Annotated in this window: 25 protein-coding genes; 10 read left to right on the forward strand and 15 right to left on the reverse strand. The window is 69.6% G+C overall.

What is annotated here, in order from left to right:
- Positions 1 to 162: biotin/lipoyl-containing protein (locus ON38_RS08030; protein WP_039823692.1), on the reverse strand; the 162-nt coding region annotated here is incomplete at its 3' end.
- Positions 163 to 417: 255 nt separating this feature from the next.
- On the opposite strand from ON38_RS08030, the gene ON38_RS08035 reads away from it, so the two are divergent.
- Positions 418 to 771 carry a hypothetical protein gene (locus ON38_RS08035; RefSeq protein WP_039823662.1) on the forward strand — a complete coding sequence of 118 codons (354 nt, stop codon included), beginning with the start codon at positions 418 to 420 and terminating at the stop codon, positions 769 to 771.
- A 291-nt stretch (positions 772 to 1,062) separates the two neighbouring features.
- On the opposite strand, the gene ON38_RS08040 is transcribed toward ON38_RS08035, so the two are convergent.
- Both ON38_RS08040 and ON38_RS08045 read right to left on the reverse strand, forming a co-directional pair.
- On the reverse strand, positions 1,063 to 2,574 hold the full coding sequence (locus tag ON38_RS08040; protein ID WP_039823664.1) for a leucyl aminopeptidase: 1,512 nt from the start codon (positions 2,572 to 2,574) through the stop codon (positions 1,063 to 1,065).
- A gap of 9 nt (positions 2,575 to 2,583) precedes the next feature.
- Entirely contained in the window at positions 2,584 to 3,384 is an 801-nt protein-coding gene (locus ON38_RS08045; protein ID WP_051164490.1) for a helix-turn-helix domain-containing protein, read from the reverse strand.
- Between the two features lie 99 nt (positions 3,385 to 3,483).
- Between ON38_RS08045 and ON38_RS08050 the strand changes: the two genes are divergently transcribed.
- The 3 genes from ON38_RS08050 to ON38_RS08060 all read left to right on the forward strand — a co-directional run bounded on the left by ON38_RS08050 (position 3,484) and on the right by ON38_RS08060 (position 6,475).
- The gene (locus tag ON38_RS08050; protein ID WP_039823666.1) at positions 3,484 to 4,095 is read left to right on the forward strand and encodes a GNAT family N-acetyltransferase; all 612 of its coding nucleotides are present in this window, start codon (positions 3,484 to 3,486) and stop codon (positions 4,093 to 4,095) included.
- Positions 4,096 to 4,178: 83 nt separating this feature from the next.
- The gene (gene gcvT, locus ON38_RS08055; protein ID WP_039823668.1) at positions 4,179 to 5,273 is read left to right on the forward strand and encodes a glycine cleavage system aminomethyltransferase GcvT; all 1,095 of its coding nucleotides are present in this window, start codon (positions 4,179 to 4,181) and stop codon (positions 5,271 to 5,273) included.
- Between the two features lie 101 nt (positions 5,274 to 5,374).
- Positions 5,375 to 6,475, forward strand: a complete 1,101-nt coding sequence (locus ON38_RS08060; protein ID WP_039823669.1) for a branched-chain amino acid aminotransferase — start codon at positions 5,375 to 5,377, stop codon at positions 6,473 to 6,475.
- 66 nt (positions 6,476 to 6,541) lie between these two features.
- Here ON38_RS08060 and ON38_RS08065 read toward each other — a convergent pair whose 3' ends face one another.
- The 6 genes from ON38_RS08065 to ON38_RS08090 all read right to left on the reverse strand — a co-directional run bounded on the left by ON38_RS08065 (position 6,542) and on the right by ON38_RS08090 (position 11,337).
- Positions 6,542 to 7,255 (reverse strand): MBL fold metallo-hydrolase, encoded by a 714-nt coding sequence (locus tag ON38_RS08065; RefSeq protein ID WP_039823670.1) that lies wholly within the window; start codon positions 7,253 to 7,255, stop codon positions 6,542 to 6,544.
- Positions 7,256 to 7,366: 111 nt separating this feature from the next.
- On the reverse strand, positions 7,367 to 8,116 hold the full coding sequence (locus tag ON38_RS08070; RefSeq protein WP_373281196.1) for an adenosylcobinamide-GDP ribazoletransferase: 750 nt from the start codon (positions 8,114 to 8,116) through the stop codon (positions 7,367 to 7,369).
- A 25-nt stretch (positions 8,117 to 8,141) separates the two neighbouring features.
- Positions 8,142 to 9,215, reverse strand: coding sequence for a nicotinate-nucleotide--dimethylbenzimidazole phosphoribosyltransferase (cobT, locus tag ON38_RS08075; protein ID WP_039823673.1), 1,074 nt, complete (start codon positions 9,213 to 9,215; stop codon positions 8,142 to 8,144).
- A gap of 125 nt (positions 9,216 to 9,340) precedes the next feature.
- On the reverse strand, positions 9,341 to 10,021 hold the full coding sequence (locus ON38_RS08080; protein ID WP_051164492.1) for a maleylpyruvate isomerase family mycothiol-dependent enzyme: 681 nt from the start codon (positions 10,019 to 10,021) through the stop codon (positions 9,341 to 9,343).
- A gap of 91 nt (positions 10,022 to 10,112) precedes the next feature.
- A complete protein-coding gene (locus ON38_RS08085; RefSeq protein WP_039823675.1) occupies positions 10,113 to 10,649 on the reverse strand; it encodes a bifunctional adenosylcobinamide kinase/adenosylcobinamide-phosphate guanylyltransferase in 537 nt (178 codons plus the stop codon).
- 7 nt (positions 10,650 to 10,656) lie between these two features.
- Positions 10,657 to 11,337, reverse strand: coding sequence for a DUF3043 domain-containing protein (locus ON38_RS08090; RefSeq protein WP_039823676.1), 681 nt, complete (start codon positions 11,335 to 11,337; stop codon positions 10,657 to 10,659).
- Positions 11,338 to 11,580: 243 nt separating this feature from the next.
- Between ON38_RS08090 and ON38_RS08095 the strand changes: the two genes are divergently transcribed.
- Entirely contained in the window at positions 11,581 to 11,937 is a 357-nt protein-coding gene (locus ON38_RS08095; protein WP_039823678.1) for a HesB/IscA family protein, read from the forward strand.
- Positions 11,938 to 12,121: 184 nt separating this feature from the next.
- Positions 12,122 to 13,093: a carbohydrate kinase family protein gene (locus ON38_RS08100; RefSeq protein ID WP_039823696.1), complete on the forward strand. Its 972-nt coding sequence runs from the start codon at positions 12,122 to 12,124 to the stop codon at positions 13,091 to 13,093.
- A gap of 68 nt (positions 13,094 to 13,161) precedes the next feature.
- Here ON38_RS08100 and asnB read toward each other — a convergent pair whose 3' ends face one another.
- The gene (gene asnB / locus ON38_RS08105; protein ID WP_039823680.1) at positions 13,162 to 15,105 is read right to left on the reverse strand and encodes an asparagine synthase (glutamine-hydrolyzing); all 1,944 of its coding nucleotides are present in this window, start codon (positions 15,103 to 15,105) and stop codon (positions 13,162 to 13,164) included.
- Positions 15,106 to 15,548: 443 nt separating this feature from the next.
- Between asnB and ctaC the strand changes: the two genes are divergently transcribed.
- Positions 15,549 to 16,535: an aa3-type cytochrome oxidase subunit II gene (gene ctaC / locus ON38_RS08110; RefSeq protein WP_083872406.1), complete on the forward strand. Its 987-nt coding sequence runs from the start codon at positions 15,549 to 15,551 to the stop codon at positions 16,533 to 16,535.
- A gap of 13 nt (positions 16,536 to 16,548) precedes the next feature.
- Complete coding sequence (locus ON38_RS08115) at positions 16,549 to 16,965, forward strand: cytochrome c oxidase subunit 4 (protein ID WP_039823681.1); 417 nt, start codon at positions 16,549 to 16,551, stop codon at positions 16,963 to 16,965.
- 624 nt (positions 16,966 to 17,589) lie between these two features.
- On the opposite strand, the gene ON38_RS08120 is transcribed toward ON38_RS08115, so the two are convergent.
- Together ON38_RS08120 and ON38_RS08125 are read right to left on the reverse strand one after the other, a co-directional pair.
- Entirely contained in the window at positions 17,590 to 18,867 is a 1,278-nt protein-coding gene (locus ON38_RS08120; RefSeq protein ID WP_039823682.1) for an FAD-binding oxidoreductase, read from the reverse strand.
- Positions 18,868 to 19,320: 453 nt separating this feature from the next.
- Positions 19,321 to 20,082, reverse strand: coding sequence for a sporulation protein (locus ON38_RS08125; protein WP_039823684.1), 762 nt, complete (start codon positions 20,080 to 20,082; stop codon positions 19,321 to 19,323).
- 160 nt (positions 20,083 to 20,242) lie between these two features.
- On the opposite strand from ON38_RS08125, the gene ON38_RS08130 reads away from it, so the two are divergent.
- Together ON38_RS08130 and ON38_RS08135 are read left to right on the forward strand one after the other, a co-directional pair.
- On the forward strand, positions 20,243 to 21,556 hold the full coding sequence (locus tag ON38_RS08130) for a hypothetical protein (RefSeq protein ID WP_157181699.1): 1,314 nt from the start codon (positions 20,243 to 20,245) through the stop codon (positions 21,554 to 21,556).
- Entirely contained in the window at positions 21,553 to 22,437 is an 885-nt protein-coding gene (locus ON38_RS08135) for a DMT family transporter (RefSeq protein WP_039823688.1), read from the forward strand. Before ON38_RS08130 ends, ON38_RS08135 begins: the two co-directional genes overlap by 4 nt.
- Here ON38_RS08135 and ON38_RS08140 read toward each other — a convergent pair.
- The 3 genes from ON38_RS08140 to ON38_RS08150 form a co-directional block, all read right to left on the reverse strand.
- A complete protein-coding gene (locus ON38_RS08140; RefSeq protein WP_051164491.1) occupies positions 22,346 to 23,071 on the reverse strand; it encodes a phosphoribosylanthranilate isomerase in 726 nt (241 codons plus the stop codon). The two genes, ON38_RS08135 and ON38_RS08140, sit on opposite strands and share 92 nt — an antisense overlap.
- A gap of 22 nt (positions 23,072 to 23,093) precedes the next feature.
- Entirely contained in the window at positions 23,094 to 23,819 is a 726-nt protein-coding gene (locus ON38_RS08145; protein WP_039823690.1) for a lysophospholipid acyltransferase family protein, read from the reverse strand.
- A gap of 191 nt (positions 23,820 to 24,010) precedes the next feature.
- Positions 24,011 to 24,985 carry an ROK family protein gene (locus ON38_RS08150; RefSeq protein WP_039823691.1) on the reverse strand — a complete coding sequence of 325 codons (975 nt, stop codon included), beginning with the start codon at positions 24,983 to 24,985 and terminating at the stop codon, positions 24,011 to 24,013.
- Between the last annotated feature and the right edge of the window lie 146 nt (positions 24,986 to 25,131).

Raw genomic sequence — 25,131 nt, forward strand, 5'->3', positions numbered from 1 at the left:
CCGCCGGCGGNGGGACGGGATCTCGGTGTCGACCTTGTCGGTGGAGACCTCGAGCAGCGGCTCGTCGACCTCGACCGTGTCTCCTTCCTGTTTCAGCCACCGTGTCACCGTTCCCTCGGTGACGCTCTCACCAAGAGCGGGCATCTGGACGGAGAAGGCCATGTCCGTTGACTCCTCTAACTGCTCGACGGGTCTACAACAGTTCGTTCCGGTGGATCCCGTCGCGGGTCGCGGCGGTGTTCCAGCCGGCGTTCATTCTGCGCGGCGCCGGAGATCCGTGTGGTTGTTGTTCCGTCCACCATCCTTGCATTCGCCGCGCGACGCGTTTACCGGAGGGCATCCAATTTTGGTAGCCGGCACCATGGAATCACCGCCGGATTCGGCGGGATTCGGGTGGTCGGCAGGAGGTCGGCGGCAATGGGTTTGCTGGACCGTTTCCGTCGCGTCACGCCCAGGCGCAGCGGAGTTTCCGGAGGTCGGGGCATGGAGACCCGCTACCTGCGGGAGTGGGTGCGTACCCACACCGGGGTCGAGGGATTCGTCGAACCGAAGACCACTGTGACAGATGTCACGGTGGTGCTGGTTGCCGCCGATGGTGAATGGACCCGGCGAGTCGTCGGCGAGGGCGGCGCCCGGCGTCTGTCCCGAGATCTGAAGATCCCGGTGTACGACGTCGAGCGGACCGGATATCCGCAGCGTATGCGCGATTACGACGCGCGCCGGCGGATCGAGCGCAAGCGTGCCACCGAGCGTGAGCCGCGTGAGCCGTGAACGCTCACCGCGCCGAAACCGGGAGGGCACCGCACCGGCCGGCACCGATCAATTGGGCGGAGCCGCCGGTGCGCGCGGGTACTGCCGGATCTCGCGGCCGACCCGGCGACGGGATCGTCGGTAACCGGCGCGAACCGGGCAGGCGACTCCGGATCTCGGATGCCGGTCGTACACGCCGGACCGCCGGCGAAAACACCGGGGCCGCGCCGCCGCGACCCGGCAGCGCGACCCCCTGCCCCCGCTTCCGGTTGCCGGGGCGATCGGAAGGCCGCCCGGCAAACCAGGGGTCCGCTACTCGGCCGCGATGTCCTCCAGTACGGCGACGAGGGTGCGGACCGGGACGCCGGTGCCACCCTTGCCGATGTAGCCGAAGGGCCCACCGGTGTTGTAGGCCGGGCCCGCGATATCGATATGGGCCCATTCGACGCCCTCGGGCACGAACTCCTTCAGATATGTGCCCGCGACGAGCATGCCGCCCCACCGATGCGACGTCGCGTTGACCATATCGGCGACCTTGGAGTCAAGATCGGCACGCAGCTCCTCGGGCAGCGGCATCGGCCAGCCGTGTTCGCCGACCTCCTGGGAGATCCGGGCCACCCGGTCGCGGAATTCGTCGGTACCCATCACGCCCGGGGTGCGGGTGCCCAGCGCCACCATCTGGGCGCCGGTGAGGGTGGCGACATCGATGAGATAGTCCGGGTCGTCCTCGCCGGCGCGGACCATGGCGTCGGCCAGGATGAGGCGGCCCTCGGCATCGGTATTGGTGACCTCGATGGTGGTGCCGCCGTACTGGGTGAGCACATCACCGGGCCGCTGGGCGGTACTCGACGGCATGTTCTCCGCCATCGGGACGGTCGCGATCACGGTGACCGGCAGACTCAGGCGCGCGGCGAGCAGCGTGGTCGCCACGACCGCGGCCGCCCCGGCCATATCCGAGGTCATGTTCTCCATGTTCGCGGCCGGCTTGATGGAGATACCGCCGGTATCGAAGGTGATGCCCTTGCCGACGAGCGCGACCTTCCGGTCGCCGCCCCGATAGGTGAGCCGGACCAGGCGCGGCGGCCGCGACGATCCCTTCCCGACCCCCAGCACTCCGCCGAAACCACCTTCTTCCAGGGCTTTCTCATCGAGTACCTCGACCTCGAGGCCGGCGCCCTCGGCCAGCAGGGCGGTGCGGCGGGCGAATTCGGCCGGGTACAGGTGGCTGGGCGGGGTGTTCACGAAATCTCGGGCGGTGGCCACGGCTTCGGCGATGAGCTGGGCGCGCAGCAGCGCGTCGCCGCCGAATTCGGGTTCGGGGACGAGCAGTTCGATGCGGGCCGGCGGCGCGGCCTCCGGCTTCGGCGCGGATTTCGCGGAACGGAACTCGGTGAAGGAATAGGCGCCGAGGTAGAAACCCTCCACGGCGGCGCCGATATCCAGGCCGGACAGGGTGGTGACCGCGCGGGTGACCCCGGTCAGGGAGCGGGCGGCCACTCCGGCGCTGCGGCGGATCTGCTCGGCATCGATATCCGCGGCGCCGCCGAGCCCCACGGCCAGCACACTGGCGACCTCGTCCAGGCCGGCGGGCGCGGGAATCCGGACCAGCTGTTCGGCTTTGCCTGTGGCGCCGACCGCGGTCAGCTGGTCGAGCAGCCGGGTGCGCACCTCGGTGTCGAGCACATCGCCGAAGAGGTCCTCGGGGACGAGGACGGGACCGTCATCGGTGGTGGCGAGGCCGACGACGAGGACATCGGTGCCGGGTTCGATGGTCTGGGTACGTGCCAATTCCGGTCCGAGCGGACGATCTGCGACTGCGGTCATGGCCCCAGGCTATTCGGTGGACCACGCGTGGCGTACCGCGACGCCGTCGAGCAGCATGTCCACCGCGTCGGTGAGCAGTTGGTCGAAATCGAGGTCGGGCGGGGGCCCGGCCGGGCCGAACGCCTTGTACAGGGCCGGGCGCGCGACGGGATCGACGAGTGCGGCGACCGCGGCCGGCACTGCGGCGGCCGCGTCCGGGCCGCCGATCCGGTCGGATCGTTCGGCTGTCCACACCAGGGCGAGTCCCTGCACCAGCGCGGAGTAACTCAGATACGTCGAGATGAGCTGGGCCCTGGTCATGTCGGGTGCGTCCAGCGCGCTCAGCGTCCGTTCCAGAGTGTCGAACAGGGAGAGCCCCAGCGGCGGGCGGATCCGCGCCAGCACCGTGAGGATCCATGGATGCCGCCGGTAGATCTGCCATTCCTGCTGCGCCTCGTACCTGATCCGGGCCCGCCGGCCGGCCAGGTGCGGCGGTGGTGGCGGGGTTTCGGCGAGTACGAGATCGGTCATGGCGACGAGTAGCTGCTCGCGGTCGTCGAAATACCGGTACAGGGCGGCGGTGGCCACCCCCAGCTCGCCGGCCAGGCGGCGCATGGTCAGGCCGTCGGTGCCCACCCGGTCGGCCAGGGCGACGGCCGCGTGGGCGATGGTGAGTTTCGACAACCGCTGGGGTCGTGGCCGCGGCGGCGCGGCCGGTGCCCGGCGCCGGGCCCGGTAGGCGCGGGCCTGGCAGGAGCGGGAACAGTACCGCCGGCGGCGCCCGCGGGCCGGTTGCCGCAGGACTCCACCGCAGATCGCACACGCTGTCACAGCGTTATTCCATCACACGAAATACCGTGACGAAATAGTGGTTTTCCGCTGATGGAGCACATAAGTTCGCTGGTGATAACACCATTCACAGGAGGCGGTATGGGAACAGAACTGACCGTGCGGCGCGTCGGACCGGGTGATCTCGAACCGCTGACGGAAGCGTTCCGGAAGGCAACCCTGGACGAGGCGGTCACCGAGTGGATCCTGCGCGACTACCCGGTGGACCAGTTCCTCGACGAATGGGTTCCGCAGATCATCGATCGCGGCCTGCGCGATGACGAGATCTGGGTCGCCGGAGGCGACGGCGAGATCTGGGCGATCTCGATCTGGCAGAAGCTCACCTCGGCCGACCGGCTGATCGCCGAGGCCGAGACGATGCGGGGCCACGCGCAGCGGGCACCGGATGTGCGGCCGCTGCAGCGGTCGGCCTATGTGACCGAATTGCTGGCCCGGGAGCACCCGCGCCGGTTCCCGCACAGCTACCTCGAGCTGATCATCACGGTGCCGGAGTTCCGCGGGCGCGGTGCGGGCGCGGCCATCCTCACCGAACGGACCCGGCAGTTCAGCGCGGCCGGGCTCCCGGCGTACCTGGAGGCCAGCACCGAACGCTCGTCGCGGCTCTATACCCGGCAGGGATTCGTCCGCACCGGCGAAACCCACACCCTGCCCGAGGACGGGCCCACGCTGATCCCCATGTGGTTCGAGGCCTGACCGTCGATTCCATCGCGGGGGCGCCGACCGGACCCGGCGCGGTGCGAGCCCGGCCCCGCCCGGCCCCGGGCTAAGCTCGCCCGGTGAGTGACGCCGAGCTGCAACAGGGCCCTGTCCACGGAGTGCATGTCGAACTCGGAGCGAAGTTCGCCCCGTTCGGCGGCTGGGAGATGCCGGTCTCGTACGCGGGCACCGTGGCCGAGCACACCGCGGTGCGGGAGTCGGTGGGCTTGTTCGACGTGAGTCATCTCGGGAAGGCCACCGTGCGCGGTGCGGGCGCGGCCGAATTCGTGAACTCCGCGCTCACCAACGACCTGGGCCGCATCGGGCCCGGCCGGGCGCAGTACACGCTGTGCTGCAACTCCGACGGTGGCGTGGTCGACGATCTCATCGCCTACTTCGTGCGCGACGACGAGATCTTCCTGGTGCCGAACGCGGCCAATACCGCCGCGGTGGTGCAGAAATTGACGGCGGCCGCGCCGCCGGCCATCACCGTCACGGGGGAACACCGCGCCTACGGTGTCTTCGCCGTCCAGGGGCCACGGTCGGCGGAGGTGCTCACCGCGCTGGGGCTGCCGGTGGACCTGTCCTATATGGCGTTCGCCGACGCGGACTGGTCGGGGCAGCAGGTGCGGGTGTGCCGGACCGGGTACACCGGTGAACACGGTTACGAACTGCTGCCGCGCTGGGACGGCGCCGAGGCACTGTTCCGGGCGCTGGTGGAGCAGGTGCGCGCGCTCGGTGGCCAGGTCGCCGGGCTCGGCGCCCGCGACACCCTGCGTACCGAGATGGGCTACCCGCTGCACGGGCACGAACTGTCCGCCGAGATCACACCGGTGCAGGCGCGCGCCTCGTGGGCGGTGGGCTGGGCCAAACCGGACTTCTGGGGCAAGGCCGCGCTGGAAGCGGAACGGGCGGCCGGGCCGCGCCGTACCCTGCTCGGCCTGGCGGCGCTCGACCGTGGGATTCCGCGGGAAAGCCAGGACGTGCTGCTCGACGGCGCGAAGGTCGGGGTGACCACGTCCGGGACCTTCTCACCCACCAAGCAGGCCGGGATCGCGCTGGCGCTGCTGGATCCGGTGGTGAAGGTCGGTACCGAGGTGGCGGTGGACGTCCGTGGACGGCCGCTGCGCTGCACAGTGGTGCGGCCTCCGTTCGTCGAGGCGCACACCAGCTGAGACGGGCGGAGGGGCAGCGTGACCGGCGGGTGCGGGCGGGACCGGCGCGTGAGACGGCCCAGCGCGGATTCGGCGCGGACCCAGGACATAGACTGCTGGTCATGACCGCTGCTGCACAGTTCGCCCGTATCCCTCATCCTGCGCCCACCCCGGCGCAGCGGGTACAGGAGATTCTGTCGGCCCCCGGTTTCGGCCGCTATTTCACCGACCATATGGTCACCATCGATTACACCGAGGCCGACGGCTGGACCAACGCGGTCGTGGAACCCTACGCCGCCCTGACCCTGGATCCGGCCACCATGGTGTTCCACTACGGCCAGGCGATTTTCGAAGGGCTCAAGGCCTACCGCCAGCCGGACGGGCAGGTCGCCTGTTTCCGGATCGACGCCAACGCGGCCCGGTTCCGCCGGTCCGCGCGCCGGATGGCGATGGCCGAACTCCCGGAGGAACTGTTCATCGAATCGGTGCGCCAGCTACTCGACGTCGACGCGGAGTGGGTTCCCGCGGCGGGCGGCGAGGAGTCGCTCTACCTGCGGCCGTTCATGTTCGCCACCGAATCGGGGCTGGGCGTCAAACCGGCCTCCGCCTACAAGTACCTGCTGCTCGGCTCCCCGGCCGGCGCCTATTTCCCGCGCGGTGTGAAACCGGTGCGCGTGTGGCTGTCGACCGAGTACGTGCGGGCCGCGCCCGGCGGTACCGGTGAGGCCAAGGTGGCCGGTAACTACGCGGCCTCGCTGCTGGCGCAGGCCGAGGCCACCGCCAAGGGCTGCGATCAGGTGGTGTGGCTGGACGCGGTCGAACGCCGCTATGTGGAGGAGATGGGCACCAACAACCTGTTCTTCGTCTACGGGTCCGGTTCGGACGCGCGGCTGGTCACCCCGGAACTGTCCGGGTCGCTGCTGCCGGGCATCACCCGGGATTCGCTGCTGACCCTGGCCGCGGATTCCGGTTATCCGGTGACCGAACGCAAGATCTCCGTCGACGACTGGCGGGCCGGGGCGGAATCCGGCGAGATCACCGAGGTTTTCGCCTGCGGCACCGCGGCCGTGATCACCCCGGTCGGTTCCGTGTGCGGGCCCGACGGCGAATTCACCATCGGCGGAGGCGAGCCGGGCGAAGTGACCATGGCGTTGCGCGACACCCTCACCGGTATCCAGCGCGGTACCTTCGCCGATGTGCACCAGTGGATGCGGGTGCTCTGACCGGACGCCGGCAACCGCAGGTCACCCGGGTACCGAGCGCGAGCCCGGTGCCCGGGATCGGGCCGATCAGCCCGGCATGAGAGCGTGCCATTCGCCGAGCGACCGCGGCCGCAGCACATAGTTGTTGTCGCGGATCGTATCCAGGGAGGCATGCGGGTCCGGGGAGTACCAGTGTCCCGGGTAGACCTCCGGATTGATCGGCATATCCGCCAGGTAGCGCAGGCTGCGGAACATGGTGTCGGAGTCGCCGCCGGGGAAATCGGTACGCCCGCAACCGTCGATGAACAGGGTGTCACCGGCGATGAGCTTGTCGTCGACGAGGAAGCACTGGCTGCCGGGGGTGTGCCCCGGGGTGTGTAAGAACTCGACCTGGAAGGCGCCGACACTCAGCTTGTCGCCGTGTCCGTGGCCGGTGAGCTCGCTGGGTGCGATACCGGTGACCTCGGCGACCCAGGTCTTCTCCTGATCGTTCACGTGCACCGGGACCGTGGTCTGCTCCAGCAGTTCCCGTACGCCGCGCAGGGTGAAGCCCATCATGGTGCCGCCGATATGGTCGGGGTGATGGTGTGTGACCAGTACCCCGGACAGCTTCAGTCCGTCGCTCTCGGCGATATCGGCCAGATCGCCGGCCGCGTAGGCCGGATCGACGACGACACATTCACCGGTGTCCCGGTCACCGACCAGGTAGGCGAAATTGCGCATCTGCGTGGCGATCGGATCGCCGACGGCGAAATCCCGGCCGGCCAGGAGTTGACGGAAGTAGAAGCGCTCGGCTGACATACTCCCACCTTATGGGGCGGGGTGGATCGGGGAGACGCTGCGTTCGCACTATTGAGGCCTGGCGAGGTCGGACCGGGCGGGGCCTTGTGGACCGGACCGATCACCGGTGGCTCAGACAGAGTTCGCGGCCAGGGCGAAACCCAGGGCGGCCAGTGCGGTGGTGAGTTCCACCGCCGCGCCCAGGAGATCACCCGAGAGGCCGCCGATCCGGCGGACCCCGTGGCCGATCAGGCCGGTTACGGCGGCCAGGGCCATCAGTGCGACCAGCGGCCCCGCCCACGGCGTTTCCGGTATCGCGAAGGCCGCCGCCACCGCCCCCGCCGCCGACCAGCCGAGAACCGTGCGCCGGGACTGGGTGCCGGCGACCATCGCGCCGAACCAGGCGCCGGGCGCGGGTTCGATTCCGCGGCGACAGGCGGCGACCACCGCGATACGGCCCAGCGCCACCGCCGCGACTATCGCCGCCCAATGCCCGGCGGCCGCCAGCGTGGTGAACGCGCCCGCCTGGATGCCGGCGGCCAGCACGATCGCGGCCACTCCGAACGGCCCGGCGCCCCCGCTCTTCATCACCTCCCGGGCGCGTTCGGGCGACCCGTAGACGCCGAGACCGTCGAACGTGTCGGCCAGCCCGTCCAGATGCATACCCCGGGTCAGCAATGCCAGGGCCGCGACGGCGACGAACCCGGCGGCGATACCCGTGGGGACGAGTACCCACAGCAGCGCCGCCGCCACCAGCCCGAGCCCGGCCCCGGCGATCGGAGCCAGCGCGATGGCCCGGCTCGCCGCCCGGCGGTCCACCTCGCTCGGCCCGCGCACCGGCAGCACCGTGAGCCAGGAGAAAGTGAGACGAAGCGCGGTCAGCATGGCGCCCGGCTCGTCGCGGCGGTCACTTCCGCAGGTCCGGGGTGGCCGGTTCGGCGTCGGCGGTGCTGACTCCGGCATCGGCGAAGGTCGCCATCTCCGCGAGGACGGCGACGGCGGCGCGCAGCACGGGCAGCGCGGTGAGTGCGCCGGAACCCTCCCCGAGCCGCATGTCCAGATCCAGTACCGGGGTGAGTTTGAGTTTGCCGAGCGCTTCGTTGTGCGCGGGCTCGGTGGACCGGTGGGCGGCCACCCACCAGTTCACCGCGCCGGCCGCCAGGTCCTCGGCGATCAGCGCGGCCGCGGTGACGATCAACCCGTCGAGCAGTACCGGGGTCCGGCGGGCGGCGGCGCGGGCCAGGAAGCCGGTCATGGCGGCGATATCGGCGCCCCCGGCGACGCGCAGCAGTTCGACACTGTCCCGGGCGACGGGCCGGGCCCGCCACATGGCGTCACGGACGGCGGCCACCTTGCGCATCCACCCGTGATCGTCCACACCGGTGCCCCGGCCGACCGCCCGCACCGGCTCGATACCGGTGAGGGTGGCGATGAGCGCGGTGGCGGGAGTGGTGTTGCCGATCCCCATATCCCCGGCGATCAGCAGGTCGGCTCCGGAGTCGACCTCCTCGTCGGCGATGGCGGCACCGGCGGCGAGCGCGGCGGCCACCTCGTCGGAGGTGAGCGCGTCCGCGCGGTCGATCGCGCCACTGGACCGGCGCACCTTGTGCGCGCTCACCGTGGGATCGGTATCGGCGTCCACCGCGATATCCACCACCCGCACGGTGGCCCCGGCGATCCCGGCCAGCGCGTTCACCGCGGCGCCGCCCGCCCGGAAGTTGGCGACCATCTGCGCGGTGACCTCACTGGGAAACGCCGAGACGCCGTGCCGCGCGACCCCGTGGTCACCGGCGAACACCACCACACGTGCCTGCTCGAACTGCTTCGGCGGACATACACCCTGGCAGGCCGCCACCCAGTTGCCGAGCTCTTCCAGCCGTCCCAGCGACCCCGGCGGTTTGGTCAGCGACGCCTGCCGCTGCTCGGCGGCCGCGCGGGCACCGGCATCCGGCGGGGCAACGGGTGCGAATCCCTCTGTCACTGTTCGAGCCTTCCGATCGGTGCTGTCGCGGCGACACCGAGCCGGATCGGGTCCGGCGGGCGTGTCCACCTCCCGGACAATATTGCCCGGTGCGTGGGGACCACCGTGCGGTACCCGGTCGACCATCACCTGCCCGGGGCAGGCTGCGGTGGTCCGGGCAGGTCGGGGCGGCGTCGGGCTTCTGTTCGATCCCGTAGGGTGGCCGCTCCGGGGCCGCTGAGTTCGGCACAGTATTCGGTGCGCCCGGCCATCGCCATGACCAGCGCGAGCGTGCTGCCCCGCACCGACGGGCCGGTGCCGGTCTCGAACGGCCCGTCGGTGGCCTGTAGGTGCAGGCCCGCGGTGGCGGTGCGGCCGGAGACCGTGAAATCGCGGGCGGCGAAGAAACGCGCGACCTCGGTCACCGAAGCGGGCGATGGGGATCCGGTCAGTCCCAGCGGGTACCGGATATCGGTGCCGTGCACCACGATTTCACCGAGCCATGCCGCCGTGTGCCCGGACGGCGCCGTGGTGTTCGGGACCGCCGCGCGGAACAGCTCGAGTGTCTCGGCCGGGCCGGCTCCCAGATGTTCCCGTAGGCGGCGCTGATTGTGCAGGTCGGCGTCGAAGCGGGCGCCGATCATGCTGCGGATCCAGCGCAGGCGCCCGGTGCCGGCGGCCGCGGTGAGATGGGCGACGACCTCCCGCACCGACCACTGCCCGCACAAGGAGGGCGCCGACCACTGCGCGGGGGTGAGGCCGGCGAGTTCGTCGGCCAGAGCGGCCCGTTCCCGGTGGATCGCCGCCCAGATGTCGGCGCGTGGCATGGTCTGCACCGCACGATTCAAGCACCTGGCTCCGACAAGGGAGCAGCGGACAGGCCAGGTGCCCGAGGGCGAAAGATATCCGCCCTCGGGATCATTTCAGCCGCAGCGGAAGCCCGGCGACCACGAGAAAAGCCTCGTCACAGACCTGGGCCAGCCGCTGATTCAGCGTGCCGATCTCGTCGCGGAACAACCGCCCCGAGCGGGTCGCGGGAATCACGCCGAGACCGACCTCCGGGGTGACCAGCACCAGCCGGTCGCGATAGCCGGCGACCGCGTCCAGCAGACCTTCGGTCTCCGGGACGATCGTGCCGCGTGGAGCATCCCAGGCGGCACGGGCGTCGAGCCGGGCGGTCAGCCAGGTGCCGATATCGTCGACCAGCGTGGCGCCGGAATGAGCGGTGCGCAGTTCGGCCGCCGGGTCGGCGGCCTCGATCACCGTCCAGCCGGGGGGCCGGCGGTCCCGGTGCGCGGCGATCCGGGCGGCGAAATCGGTATCCGCGGGGTCGGGGACGGCGGTGGCCAGATAGCGCACCGCGCCGCCGGTGACGAGGGCTTCGGCGAACGCCGATTTGCCCGAGCGCGCACCCCCGAGTACCAGGGTGCGCTGTCCAGCAACGGAGCCGGGCACCCGTGGATCAGATCGCGTCGCCGGGGGAGACCCGCGGCTTGGGCGCGCGCATCTTGCGCAGCTGGGAGGCGCGGACGAACGCGTACCACCCGAGGCGGAACCCGGTATCGGTGGACTTCGGGAAACGTTCCCGCACCCGGCGGTTGACGATCCGGCCCAGCAGGAAACCCTCGGCCATCATGAACACCATCATGACCAGCATGGCCAGTGTGATGATCGACTGCCACGCGGGAGCCGCGAACATGGACAGGATCAGCAGCAGCGCCATCGGCATGAACAGGCCGACCAGATTGCGGCGGCCGTCGACGATATCGCGCACGAACGCGCGTACCGGCCCCTGATCACGGGGCAGTAGGTATTTGTCCTCGCCCGCCAGCATCCGGGCACGACGGTCCTGGGCGGCGGCGCGCCGCTCGGCGGAGGCCGCCTTGCGGTCCTCCTTGGAGCCGCGCGTCTCCTTGCGGCGAGCGCGTGCTTCCTTCGATGTCATGGGGGGCGGGGCGACCGGGCCGCGGCGCCTGCCCTCGGCTTCGCGCCGACTCGGGGTGGGCCGGCCCTTGCCTGCCGTGGGCGCGGCCTTGGCCGGGGCCGCGTCGGCCTCGGTGGCGCTCGCGGTGGCGGTCGCGGCCCGCGAGCCGTCAGCGGGCGCATCGGTACCGCTGGGCTCACCGCGTCGGAACAACTTCACGGTAACCAGGCTAATCGGTCACCCACCCGGACAGTGAACGGGGCGGTGGCCGGGGTGCGGCCGGTCACCCGGCGGGCCGGCCGCGGCCCGGCTCACCCGGACGCCGGGCCCAGTACGGTACGGGTGGTGTGGCCGCGGGCCCCGGAGATGGCAAGATGGGGAATAGCAGCCCGTCCGAGGGTGTTGTGACACCCGGAACCGTGCGCTGTTCACGGACCGACCACGCTGTCCATAGGAGAGTTCATGAGTGTGCAGAACGACACCGCCACCACCACCCACGGTGTGCAGCTGACCGATGCTGCCGCGAGCAAGGCCAAGGCACTGCTCGATCAGGAGGGCCGGGACGACCTCGCGCTGCGGATCGCGGTGCAGCCGGGCGGCTGCGCGGGTCTGCGTTACCAGCTCTTCTTCGACGATCGCACCCTCGACGGCGACCTGACCGCCGAATTCGGCGGCGTCACCCTGACCGTCGACCGGATGAGCGCACCGTACGTCCAGGGCGCGGCGATCGACTTCGTCGACACGATCGAGAAGCAGGGCTTCACCATCGACAACCCCAACGCCACCGGCTCCTGCGCCTGCGGCGACTCCTTCAACTGAGTGTTTCCGGGCCGGTGACAGCGCCGGCCCGGCATTCTGGATACATCCGGGTTACGTGACCATTACGTGTCACGAGGCCGGTTACGACACGTAGTCGTAGCCCCGGCGAATTGATACGGTGAACCCAGGGGGCAAAGCCCCGTTCACTTTCTTGTTCGCGCTGATTCCGAAGGGGCCGACCTACGTGTCCATAGCTGTATCCGCATCCATCGCGACCGACCACCTCATGCGTTTCTCCGGCCGATTCGCCGATGTGCTGCTGCCCGATCAGCTCGAGCATGTCTCGCTGAGTTTCCTCGTCGACGATCTGGTGATCCGCCGTGGCGGAGTCGCCGGCAACATCGCCTACGCCATGGGCCTGCTGAAGCAGTCACCGCTGCTCATCGGTTCGGTGGGGCGCGATTTCGACGAGTACCGGCAGTGGCTGGAGTCCCACGGTGTCGACTGCTCGGTCGTCCGGGTGTCCGAGTCCGCGCATACCGCCCGGTTCGTCTGCACCACCGACGAGGACATGGCCCAGATCGCCTCGTTCTATCCCGGCGCGATGAGCGAAGCGGGCGATATCTCGCTCACGGCGCTGGCCGAGGAACGGAAGCTCGATCTGGTCCTGGTCGGCGCGAACGATCCCGAGGCGATGCTGCGGCATACCGCCGAATGCCGGGAACTGGGCGTGCCCTTCGCCGCCGATCCGTCCCAGCAGCTGGCTCGCCTGGACGGTGACCAGGCGGTCCAGCTCATCGAGGGCAGCGCGTACCTGTTCACCAACGAGTACGAATGGGGCCTGCTCAAGCAGAAGACCGGCCTCACCGAGGACGAGATCGCCGGCCGGGTGGGGGTGCGGGTCACCACCCTCGGCAAGGACGGCGTGCTGGTGGTCGACACCGACGGCAGCCAGGTGCGCGTGGAGGCCGTGCCGGAGAACGCCAAGGTGGATCCCACCGGCGTCGGTGACGCGTTCCGGGCCGGTTTCCTCACCGCCCACACCGCCGGCCTGAGCCTCGAACGCGCGGCGCAACTCGGCTCGCTGGTCGCGGTGCTCGTGCTGGAGACCGTGGGCACGCAGGAATGGGCCCTGGACCCCGACGCCGCGCTCAAACGGCTCGGCGAAGCATACGGCGCGGACGCTGCGGCCGAGATCGAGCCGCTGTTGCGCTGAACGTTCGCACCGGCGAACGAACGAGGGCCCCGCTCGGCTCGATGAGCGGGGCCCTCGGTGTCCGCGGGCTAGACCTGGACCGGATAGGTGGGTTCGGCGATCTCCGGCTTGATCCGCTCCTCCACGAAGATCCCGTGCCAGATCATGAACACCAGCAGGGTCCACAGGCGGCGGCTGTGATCGGAATCCCCGGCCCGGTGCGCGTCGAGCATGGCGGTGACGGCGGCCTTGTCCAGCAGATGATCGGTCTGTGATTCGGTGATCTGCTGCCGCGCCCAGTCGTAGAGTTCGGTCCCGCGCAGCCAGTGCCGCAGCGGTACCGGGAACCCCAGCTTCGCGCGGTGCAGCACATGACCGGGCACGATGCCCTCGAGCGCCTGTCGCAGGGCGTACTTCGTGGTGTCCTTGGTGATCTTCTGCTCGAGCGGGATCTGCTCGGCCACCCGGAAGACCTCGGAGTCCAGGAACGGCACCCGCAGTTCCAGCGAGTTCGCCATGGTCATCTTGTCGGCCTTGACCAGGATGTCGCCCCGCAACCAGGTGAACAGGTCCAGATGCTGCATCCGCGCGACCGGGTCCCAGCCGGCCGACCGGTCGTAGATCGCGGCGGTGACGTCCTGATGGGTCCACTCCGGGCGGAACTCCCGCAGTACCGACCGCAGCTGGGCGTCGCTGAAACTGCGCGCATTGCCGTAGTACCGCTGTTCGAGCGGCAGCGAACCCCGGTGCAGCAGACTCTTGCCGCGGGTGCCGTCCGGGATCAGATCGGAGACCTTGCCGGCCAGCCGGCGCAGGCCGCGAGGCAGTTTCTCGAACGGGGCCAGCGAGAGCGGCTCGCGATAGATGGTGTAGCCACCGAACAGCTCGTCGGCGCCTTCGCCGGAGAGCACCACCTTGACGTGCTTGCGCGCTTCTTTCGCGACGAAGTACAGCGGCACCAGCGCCGGATCGGCCACCGGGTCGTCGAGGTACCAGACGATCTCCGGGATGGCGGCGGCGAACTCCGCCGGGGAGACGACCTTCACGATATGGCGGGCACCGATCGCGGCCGCGCTCTCCGCGGCCACGTCGACCTCGGAATAGCCCTCCCGCTCGAACCCGGTGGTGAACGTGATCAGCTTCGGATTGTGCCGCATCGCCAGCGCCGCGATGGCCGTGGAGTCGATACCGCCGGAGAGGAAGGAACCGACGGTGACATCGGCGCGCATATGTTTGGCGACCGAATCCTCGAGCGCCGCGGCGATCTCCCGGTACCGGGTCTGTTCGGAGCCCGCGGCGAAGGGCCGTACGCCGAATCCGGGGACGAAATAGCGGGTGATCTCCGGCTGGGTGCCCGGGCGGACCACCGCGTAGCTGCCCGACTCCAGCCTGCGGATACCGGCGTGCAGCGTCTCCGGCTCCGGGACGTACTGCAGCACCGTGTAGTGCTCGAGCGCCCGGTGGTCGAGGGATTCGTCCAGGCCGAGATCGGGCAGCAGTTCCAGCAGGCTCTTCTTCTCGCTGCCGAACGCCGTACCGCCCGGGCCGGTGGCCAGGAACAGCGGTTTGATACCGAACGGGTCGCGCGCGAGGAACAGCTCCCGGGTGCGGGTGTCCCAGATCGCGAAGCCGAACATGCCGCGCAGCCGCCGGACCGCCTCCGGGCCCCAGTAGTGGAACGCCGCGACGATGGCCTCACCGTCGCCCTCGGTGGCGAACATGGGCTCGTCGCCGAATTCGGCCCCGTGCTCACGGGCCAGTTCTTCGCGCAATTCGAGGTAGTTGTAGATCTCGCCGTTGAAGGTCAGCGCGTACCGCTGCCGGTCATCGGCCGGGCCCCAGCGCAGCGGCTGGTGCGAATGTTCGATATCGATGATCGACAACCGGTTGAAACCGAAGATCAGCTGGTCGTCGTGCCAGGTGCCGCGCTCGTCCGGCCCGCGGTGCCGCACACAGTGCAGCGCGTCGTATACCCGCTGCACCGTTTCCGGCGCTGCGGTATCGGATGTCAGAAATCCGAGCAGTCCACACACTGCGGCGCTAACCTCGTTTCCACTGGTCGGGGATCCGCGCCCGGGGGAGCCGGCGCGGCGGGCGAAATCTAGTGTCCGAGTATGCCGCACGCATCGATTCCCCGTGCGATACACCTCCGTCCGGCCGGTCCGCCACCGTCCGGAGTGTCGAAGCCGACCCGACGGCGTACCGGGCGCGTGTTTGGTCTACGCTGCGTAGTACTCGGACTGTTCCGGGTGGTGCCGCGCGGTGCGCGGAGCCGCCCGGGAAGCCCGAACGAGCTGTTTGTCAGTATCCCCGGCGGCGAGTCCCGCCCGGGGATGCGGTGTCGGAATGTGTGGCGACCAGGAAGGCGTTGAGCGTGGCGCACAAGGCGAGCGACGAGATCGGGGCACGGCCTGCCCGGCGGCGGGGTCGTGTCCTGCGGCGGGCCGGGCTGGCGGTATCCCTCGGGATCACCACCATGCTCGTTTCCGGCTGCTCGATCGACAATGTGTGGTTGCGGTTCGGCTGGCCCTCGGGTGTCACCCCGCAGGCGCACCGGATGCGGGAACTGTGGACCTGGTCGGTGGTCGCCGCCCTCATCATGGGTGTGCTGGTCTGGGGCCTGACCTTCTGGACCGTGGTCTTCCATCGCAAGAAGAAGAATTCGCCGGAATTCCCCCGGCAGACCGGCTACAACGTGCCGCTCGAACTGACCTACACCGCGATTCCGTTCGTCATCATCGCGGTGCTGTTCTACTTCACCGTGGTCGTGCAGAACTACGTGCACGAGAAGGTCGACAACCCGGATGTGGTCGTCGACGTCACCGCGTTCCAGTGGAACTGGAAGTTCGGCTACCGCGAGGTCGATCTGAAGAACGGCTTCACCTACAACGGTGTCGACACCGTGCGTGAGGACGCCAACCAGCAGCAGCTGAAGGAGTACGCCGACCGCACCAACGAAGAGGGCCATCCGCAGCCCGGCCCGGTGCACGGCCGTCCCGAGAACGACATCCTCTCCTTCCTGCACTACAACAAGATCGAAACGATCGGCAGCAGCAGCGAGGTCCCCGTCCTGGTGCTCCCCACCGGCAAGGTGATCGAGTTCCAGCTGGCCGCCGCGGACGTCATCCACGCGTTCTGGGTTCCGGAGTTCCTCTTCAAGCGGGACGTCATGCCGAACCCGAAAGAGAACAACTCCGACAATGTCTTCCAGATCAGCGAGATCGACCGGGAGGGCGCCTTCGTGGGCCGCTGCGCGGAAATGTGCGGCACGTTCCACTCGATGATGAACTTCGAGGTCCGGGCGGTCTCCCCGGACAAGTTCCAGCGCTACATCCAGGCGCGGGAATCGGGTATGACCAATGCTGCCGCGCTCGAGTCCATCGGCGAGTCGCCGGTGGCCACCTCGACCCAGCCGTTCAACACCGATCGCACGGTCAAGACCGACACCACCGAAAGCAAGTGAGGACTGATCTGAGATGAGGATCGAAGCACGGCTGTTCGAACTGCTCACGGTGTTCTTCATTCTCGTGGGCGTCATCTACGGCTTCTTCACCGCCCAGTCGCGGACCGGTATCGAATGGGCCGGCACCACGGCGATCGTGCTGACCGCCGGTCTGTCGCTGATCATCGGCACCTATTTCCGCTTCGTCGCCCGCCGGCTCGACCTGCGCCCGGAGGACTACGAGGACGCGGAGATCGTGGACGGCGCCGGCGACCTGGGCTTCTTCTCGCCCGGTAGCTTCTGGCCCATCCTGCTGGCCGGCGCCGCCTCGGTGACCGCCCTGGGCTTCGCCTTCTTCGAGCCGTGGCTGCTCGCCCTCGGTGTCATCCTGGTCCTGACCGCCGCCGGCGGTTTGGTCTTCGAGTACTACCTGGGCCCCGAGAAGCACTGAGCCGGTGCAACGGCGCTTTCGGCGCCGCTTATCGTACGAGCCGAACCCCGCTGACCTTCTGGCAGCGGGGTTTTTCTCACCTCGTGGATGGCGGTCTCCGGCGATGTGCGGTTGGCCGTCCCATAGATCGGCGACCCTTCAGCACTCACGGTGAAGTGAGCCCGCCCACGTCGACCGAGACGTACGTCGGCAAACCCTGAGGCGTCACCCGCAGGGGCGAGGTACGCGGCCGGGGCGTCTGCCGTTCGTAGAGCGACGAACGGTGAGCATGATGGTGCTGCCGGCCCGCCCGAGCCCGGCCGGGCCGACGCCCGCAACACCTGCCGCCTACTCCGGGTGGTCAGCGTCCATGGCCGGTCCCGCCCGGTTCTGGGGCGTGTGCAGTCAACAGTCCAGAGACCGGTGACCATTTGAGCACCACAGTGTCGTGAGCCTCCTGGGCCGGTCGAGGCGCATGGACAGCATGCATCTTCTTCGTTCTCCGGACGGTCTACCTCCATGGTCGGGGCCCGCCCCCGATTCTGGACCGACGGAGCGAAGGAGCGCAGCGACTGAGCGCAGGAGGGAAGAATCGGGGTCACAGGGCCCCGACCCGCGCGCCGGAGGCGCGCAAATAGACACAGCTCAGTCGACGGATTCGTAGCGCATGCTGTTCTCCGAGTGGCAGATCTCCTCGATACCGGTCACGATATCGCGCAGCTGCTCCGACGGCAGGGCGTGCGGGCGGAGCCGGCAGGTGAAGGTGATCAGGCCGTGGTCGGTGGCCGGCAGATTGTTGGCGGCGGATTCGGCCCGGAGGTACGGCGAGCGCACCCCGTAGGTCATCGCCGAGATGACGGTGAAGCAGCCGGTGCGCTCCCGGTGACCGTTGAACAGATCGTGCAGCCGGTAGAACACCGAGGTGTAGTTGGACAGCGGGGCGAATACGCCCACCCGGTAGGCCGGGCCGCGCTCGGAGGAACTGATCACCGTATCGGCGAGGTACTCGGCGTCGCGCAGGGTCAGGATCTTGGGGGTGAACATCACGGCGCCCGCGGCGGCGTTGCGGACCGGCATACCGGCCTTGCCGGGGGTCGCCGAGGCGATGGCGCCCAGCGATTTCCGGGCCCGGCTGCCGACCTCACGGCGGGCCCGCAGGGAGCGGGTGGGCGCGGTGGGGTAGAGGCTCGACCACTGGCCGAACCGTACCGTACCGAGCTGCACCTGACCCGCGATCACCGGGCGGGACACCTTCAGCGGGGCGGTATCCACCCAGCGGCCCACCTGCAGCACCGCGTCCCGCGGGCGGGTGACCTCGGTATAGGCGTATTCGACGAAACTGTCGAAATCCAGGAAGCGGTGCGAATCGGTGGACAGCCAGGTGTTGTCCTTGTCGACCTGCACGGTGTCGAGGGTGAGCGCGGTGATGATGCCCGCCCGGCCGCCGGCGCCCAGGATGCGATGGAACCGCTCGGTGTGGTGGGTACGCCCGCAGGTGCCGATCCGGCCGTCGGTATCGACGTACTCGAGATCGACGATCTGATCGATGAACAGGCCGTGCCGGTGCGACGCGGTGCTCACCCCGCCCACCGAGGCGAACCCGCCCGCGGTGATGTCCCGATGGTCGCCGACCACCGGAAGCCCCAGACCGTGCGCGCCGAGCCGCCGGTCGATATCGGACAGCCGGGCGCCCGCCTGGACCCGCACCGTGCGGCGGCCGAGATTCAGATCGACGATCGCGTTCATGCGGCGCAGCGACACCACGGTCTGCTGGTCGGGGAGGGTGAGACCGTCGGTGGCGGGATCGCCCCCGTGAACGGTGAGCGGCCTGGAGCGGTCCCGGGAATTCCGCACGGTGCGAACGACATCCGCGGTGTCGCGAGGCAGATACTCGGTAGGAGAAACGATGTGCGGCGTGCTCATGGCCGAAAGCTAACCACAGCTGGGCTGCCGTGGCGATACTGGGTTTTGCTGTGTTTATTTGCGGCGCCTTCGGCGCCGCGTGGGTCGAGGGCCCCCGAAGGTCCCGCCGTTCAGGCCTCGAGACTTGCGCTTCGCGCGGGCGCTTTCGAGGCCTGAACGGCGGGACGGGCCTCGACCCTTTGTGGGCCTCGCCGAACTCGGCACCGGGCGGCGTGGGTTGCCGGTGCTGCGGGGCCCGGTGGCTGCTGTCGGCGGGACGGGCCTCGACTCTTTGTGGGCCTCGCCGAACTCGGCATCGGGGCGGCGTTTTGGGGGGCGCTTGTCAGGTCCGCCACCACGCAGCCGCCCGGCTACGGGACGAGAACGACGAAGCGGCGTCGAAGTCGTCAGAGGCTCGGGCTGCGAACTGTAATGCGAGGTGGCCGAGGCGGGGAGGTTGTTCGGCGGGGTGGCTCATGCCAGGGCGTGGAGTCGCCGGCCGATCACTTCGACCCAGTCCACCTGCTCGAAGGTGGCGAAATCGACGCGGATCATGTCCATGACATCGCGGCCGGGCGCGAAGAGCGCGGCGCGTTTGTCGGCTTCGATGACCACGTACATGCCGTGCCGGTCGGCCAGGAAGGTCACTTCGAGCTGGTTCAGGCGCGGGAAGCGCGGTGACGGGCCGAATTCGATCTCCTGGAAGAACGGCAGCGAATGCGGGATCCGGTCCACCCGGCCGGCTTCCACATCGGCGTGCCGCAGGCCGAACCCCCAGGCTTCCACCGCCGCCAGCACCACATGCTGGGGCGGCAGCGCACCCACACCGATGGGGTCGGTATCGGTGGCGTCGAAGCCGCCGTCCACATCCACCCGGGTGCGGACGGCTACGGCGGTTCCGTGCAGATGGCGGCCGTTGTAGAAGGTGATGGGTGTCTCCCACGGAGTGAGCAGTTCGAACCGGCCCTCCAGTGGATACCCGGGCAGCAGTTCGAACGGGCCGAACACCGGCTGCCGGGCGAAAGCCATGTCCAGCAGCGCTTCGCCGTCCTCGTACTCGCGTTCGGCCCGGGTGATCAACTCCACCGCGACGCCCTTCACCCGGATCGGCCGATCGTGACAGCGCATCCGGATGGCCCCGTGCACGGCCTGCCCGGGTTGTACCCCGGGCGTGGACAATTCGGTCTCCACCTCGGCGGTCTGCGCGCCCAGCGCACCCAGCAGCGTCTTGAACATCGAAATCTCCCTCCGGGCCCGCCCGCACGTACTCCCACCGCCGTGCCTCGGATCCACAGCGTAGACGTAAAGGCCCGTCCGCGCGCTGCGCGGGCGGTAGGGTGATCGAAGTCCTTGAGCGCCTGCGGAATACGGCTCGATGGGCGGGAGGGAGGTCGGCGTGTCCAATATCGATCAGCGGATCGGCTGGGCGGTGGACTGGCTGTATCGGGGTCAGCTCGGTGACCGGCACGGCGGCGCCGGCTGGGGCTGGGTCTCCGATGTTCCGCCGAATCCGCAGAACACCGCCGAGGCGGTGGTCGCGCTCACCGCCGCGGGCCGTCCGGTGCCGCGAGCCGACGAGGTGCGCACCCTGGTGCGGCGCGATGTGGTGGACACCGACAGCGGGGCCTGGGAATTCCGGTCGCCGATCGACCTGTCGTGGCGGCTGCGAGCGCTGAGCTGCCTGGGTGTCGCGCCCACCGATCCGGCCGTGGTGGGTTGTCTACGGGGACTACAGGCCGCACGTGACCCGCAGACCAAGGGCTGGCGCCTGTCCGGCCCGGTGGGCCCGGTCTCGCTGACCGCCACCACCGCCGCGCTGCACGCACTCGCGGATCTGGCCACCGCCGACGAATCGGCCGCCGAGGCATTGCTGCACGGCACCTCTCTGGTGGTAACGCTGCTGCTGGAGGATGATCCGCGAATACAGCCGATGTACGCCTGCGCGCACGCCGCGCTGCTGCTGTCGCGGCCGGAGATCGCCGTGGTGGGCGGGAAACGGGTCGACCGGGTCCGGGCACTGACCGTCGAGCGCATGCTGGCCGGACTGCGGCGCGGCGAGGCACGCGTGGAGGAGGAACCGTTCCGCCGCGGTGAGGTCGCCGACACCTGGCGGCATCTGAGCCTGCATCTCGCGGTATGCGCGGTGGTCACCGCCGACGAGCGGACGGTTTTCGATCCCGGGGTGCGCCACGGTCTGGTGGAGCTGCTGGAACTACAGGAGACCCAGGAACTGTCGGCGGCCCGGGGCGGGTTCCGTACCTCCACCGAAGGTTTCGTGACCTCCTACGCGACGGTGCAGGGACTGGAGGCGATGACCGCGGTGCGCCGCATGGTCAACGAGCGGGTCAACCCCGCCACGGTGTTCGACATGATCTGCCGGGAGCAGGGCGTGCACCCCAGGGACGCGCAGGAGGTGGTGGGGTACCAGGGGACCGTCGTGCTGATGAACAACTACGCCGGTGCGATGACCCTCGCCGCGGCGCTGCCCGCCGGAGTCACCATCGCGGTGCTGGCCGTGCTGTTCGCCGACGAACTCGGTGTCGTGGTGAGCCGGTCACTGGTCGTGTGGGGAACGTTGTTCGTGGCCCTCGGCACCTACACCGGGATCGCCACCCGGCTGCCGTCGGTGCCCAAGGCACGGACCGCGGCGGCGGTGTTCGCGGCGTTCACGGCGGTCATCCTGCCGGTGGTCACCTTCCTGCTGTCGTGAAGAGCACCGGCCGCGGTCTGGCCCTGCTGGTGGTGGCGACCAGCCTGTGGGGCGCCTCCAGCGCGGGCATCGCCGGGGTGGGCGCCGAAGGTTTCGCGGCGGCACCGGTCGCGGCCGGTGGCGCGGTGGCCCTGCTGGCCTTCGCGATGGTGCGCGGCACCGACCCGTGGCAGGATCTGCGGAACTCACCGGGCCTGTTCTTGCGGCTCGGAGTGCTCGAGGTGCTGAATCTGGTGTGCTACGTCGCCGCGCTGCACATCGGTCCGCTGCCCGTGGTGGTGGCGCTGCACCTCACCGCGCCGGTGCTGATGATCATCACGCAGGTCGTGCGGGGTGCGCGGGCGATCACGGTCGCCGTCACGGTGGAACTGGTGGCCGTGGGTGCGGCGATCTGGCTGGTGGCCGTGCATCAACCGGCGCAGACCGCGTGGGGGCCGGCGCTGGCCGGCTGTGTCCTCGCGGTCGCCAGCGCGGCCTGTGTGGCCGGACTGATCACGCTGGTGGTGCGGGAGTCGGCGGGCCGGCCCAGCGGTGCGGCGGCCGGACTGCAACTGCTCACCGCCTCGGTGCTGGGCGCCCCCCTGCTCGGGGTCGCCGCCCTCACCGGAGCGGGGCCGACGCCCGGCGAGGCGCTCGCCCTGGCCGGGATCGGCGCGGCGCTGCTGGGCCCGGGTTTCGCCTGCTACTGGCTGGCGCTGCGGGACCTCGACGAAGTGGTGGCGGGACTGGTGGGGCTCAACGAGGCGGTGGTGGCGACGCTGATCGGGGCGGCGGTCGTGGGGTCGGATATCACCGCCGCGACCCTGCTCGCTGGAGCTCTGGTACTCGGCGCGGTGGGACTGGAACTGGCCGGCCCCGATCGCTTTCGTGTGCCGTCTTGACGAAGGCCTGGCAGGCCGTGAAATCCTTGTCGCCGGTCTCGGTTTCGACGCCGCTGTTCACATCCACGCCGAACGGGTGCACCGCGGCGATCGCCTGCTCCACATTGTCGGCGTTCAGACCCCCGGCCAGGATCACCGGCCGCCCGATCCGGGCGAGCTCCTGGACGATCCGGGCACTGACCGACCAATCGTGGGTCCGGCCGGTCCCGCCCAGCCGGTCGGCGGTCCGGGAATCGAGCAGCACCGCGTCGGCGTCCGCCGCGGTCTCCCGGGCCCGGGCCACCGCCTCCGCGCCGGTGACATGCACCGCCCGCACAATGGTGCGGCCGCGGGCCGCGGTGTGGACGGCCCGCAGGGTCGCGCGATCGACCAGGCCGTGCACCTGGATGGTGTCCACACCGACCCGGTCGGCCAGGTCGAGTATGGCGCCGGCCTCCTCGAGATGGGTGACCAGCACCCGGTTCACGAACGACGGCGTGGCCGCGGAAAGCTCCGCGGCCACCTCGGCGGTCAGTGCGTCTTCGCTGTAATGGGTCGTCCCACAAATGAATCCGACGGCATCCGCGCCGGCGGTCACCACCGTTTCCAGGTCCGATCGGGACCGGATACCGCAGATCTTGGCACGAACCGTCATTCGACCATGGTACGCGTCGCCCTCAGCTGGCGGCGGACTCCGGAATACGCGGGAGATGGGAGGAAGGGCCCGAGGGAACGTTCTTCTTCAAGCTGGAGGCGTAGACGTCGACGTACTCCTGACCCGACATCCGCATCAGCTCGTACATGACCTCGTCGGTGACCGCGCGCTCGACGAACCGGTTACCGCCCATACCCTCGTAGCGGGAGAAATCGATCGGCTTCCCGAACTTCACCGTCACCTTGCGGCGCCGCCACCGGAACGGTCCGGGCGGGCTCACCTCGTCGGTGCCGATCACCGCGACCGGGATCACCGGAACCCCGGTTTCCAGGGCGAGCCGGGCCATCCCCGTCTTGCCCTTGTACAACCGGCCGTCGGGGGAGCGGGTGCCCTCCGGGTAGAGGCCGACCAGACGGCCCTCGTCGAGCAGTTTGCGTGCCGCGATGAGCGCGTCCTCGGCGGCGTCGGCACCGCTGCGATCGATCGGGTACTGGCCGGTGGCGCTGAAGAAGAACTTCTGGAATCGCCCCTTGAGGCCAGGGGTGGTGAAGTATTCGGCCTTCGCCAGGTAGTTGATCCGGCGCGGACTCGCCAGCGGGGCAAAAATCCAGTCCGAGAACGAGAGGTGGTTCCCCGCCATGATGGCCGCGCCCTCGGCCGGGATGTTTTCCACGCCCTCCACCTCGGGTCGGTTGTAGAGGTGGATGAACGGACCCAGCAGCACAAACTTAAGCAGCCAGTAGAACATGACGTCCTTACTCCGAGAACCGGGATGGAATTTGGGGGAATGCCTCTGCCAGCCGACTCTACCGCCGGTCACAGATCACATCAAAGCCCCGGGAACAATGTCACTCACACTCGCTGCCGAGATTTCACCAGTGCGTTTCGGTTACGTGAACGTGACGAGACCCTTTTCGGGCATACCGGATGTTCCGCACCTCAGACGCCGGCGATGAGCGCGGAGCGGGCGAGTTCGGCGGCGCCGATCATGCCCGCGGCCTCGCCCAGCTGGGTGGTACGGATCCGGGCCAGCGGCCGGTGACCGTGGCCGGTGACCGCCGCCGCGTACTCCTCCCGGGCCTCGTCGAGGAACAGCGGCGCCGAACTGCTCACGCCACCGGCGATGACGACAAGGTCGGGGTCGAAGATATCGCCGACGAAGGCCAGTCCCAGCCCGAGCCATCGGGCGAAATCGGCCATCACCCGGACCGCGAGCGGGTCGTCGTCGTGGGCCGCGTCGGCGATGCGGCGTCCGGTGACCGCCCCGGGGCCGGCGACGATCTCCCGGGCCAGCGCCGAGGGCGCGGTTTCGGTGGCCAGCATTTCGATAGCGGTTTCGGCGAGGGCGGTGCCGCTGCAGTAGCGCTCCCAGCAGCCCCGTTTCCCGCACCCGCAGTCGCGCCCGCCGGGGACCACCTGCAGATGCCCGAGTTCGGGAGCCACACCGTGCGTGCCCCGGTACAGGGTGCCGTCGAGCAGGAGCGCGGCGCCGATTCCCGTGCCGATAGCCACCAGCACCACGTTGTGCCCGCCAGCGGCGGCGCCGAACCGGTACTCGGCCCACATCGCCGCGTTGGCATCGTGTTCGAGAAGGACGGGCAGGCCGAGGCGGTCGGAGAGCCGTTTCGCCACGGGCGCGTCCCGCCACGGCAGATGCGGAGCGAACCGCACCGTGGTGCGATCCTGGGAGATGAACCCGGCGACGGCCAGCCCGACGGCATCGAGCGTGTGCCGGTCGGCGAGTTCGCGGACCGCGCGATCGAGCGCGGTCTCCAGGGCCGCCGCCGAATGCGGGGTCGGGTACTGCACCGTGTCGAGGACCTCGCCCGCGGCGTCGACCACCGAGGCGCGGATATTGGTGCCGCCGATATCGATACCGACGGTCAGCGGGGCACCGGGGCGGACGCCGGTCACTGCTTGATGTTTACGGGTATGCCGACATAGCGCGCTTTCCCGGTCTTCGTGGCGGAGTCGCCGGGCGGGGTCGCGGCATCGGCGCCGCCGGCCGCCGCTCCGGGATCATCGATGTCGCCGCCCGCCGCGTCGCCGCCCGCCGCGTC

Source organism: Nocardia testacea NBRC 100365 (assembly GCF_000308775.1).
Classification (GTDB): domain Bacteria; phylum Actinomycetota; class Actinomycetes; order Mycobacteriales; family Mycobacteriaceae; genus Nocardia; species Nocardia testacea.

Bases quoted from the DNA above. Each gene is read 5' to 3' on its own strand.
- ON38_RS08035 (WP_039823662.1), top strand. From the start codon at position 418: ATGGGTTTGCTGGACCGTTTCCGTCGCGTCACGCCCAGGCGCAGCGGA.
- ON38_RS08040 (WP_039823664.1), bottom strand. From the start codon at position 2,574: ATGACCGCAGTCGCAGATCGTCCGCTCGGACCGGAATTGGCACGTACC.
- ON38_RS08050 (WP_039823666.1), top strand. From the start codon at position 3,484: ATGGGAACAGAACTGACCGTGCGGCGCGTCGGACCGGGTGATCTCGAA.
- ON38_RS08060 (WP_039823669.1), top strand. From the start codon at position 5,375: ATGACCGCTGCTGCACAGTTCGCCCGTATCCCTCATCCTGCGCCCACC.
- ON38_RS08065 (WP_039823670.1), bottom strand. From the start codon at position 7,255: ATGTCAGCCGAGCGCTTCTACTTCCGTCAACTCCTGGCCGGCCGGGAT.
- ON38_RS08080 (WP_051164492.1), bottom strand. From the start codon at position 10,021: ATGCCACGCGCCGACATCTGGGCGGCGATCCACCGGGAACGGGCCGCT.
- ON38_RS08095 (WP_039823678.1), top strand. From the start codon at position 11,581: ATGAGTGTGCAGAACGACACCGCCACCACCACCCACGGTGTGCAGCTG.
- ctaC (WP_083872406.1), top strand. From the start codon at position 15,549: ATGCTCGTTTCCGGCTGCTCGATCGACAATGTGTGGTTGCGGTTCGGC.
- ON38_RS08115 (WP_039823681.1), top strand. From the start codon at position 16,549: ATGAGGATCGAAGCACGGCTGTTCGAACTGCTCACGGTGTTCTTCATT.
- ON38_RS08120 (WP_039823682.1), bottom strand. From the start codon at position 18,867: ATGAGCACGCCGCACATCGTTTCTCCTACCGAGTATCTGCCTCGCGAC.
- ON38_RS08125 (WP_039823684.1), bottom strand. From the start codon at position 20,082: ATGTTCAAGACGCTGCTGGGTGCGCTGGGCGCGCAGACCGCCGAGGTG.
- ON38_RS08140 (WP_051164491.1), bottom strand. From the start codon at position 23,071: ATGACGGTTCGTGCCAAGATCTGCGGTATCCGGTCCCGATCGGACCTG.
- ON38_RS08145 (WP_039823690.1), bottom strand. From the start codon at position 23,819: ATGTTCTACTGGCTGCTTAAGTTTGTGCTGCTGGGTCCGTTCATCCAC.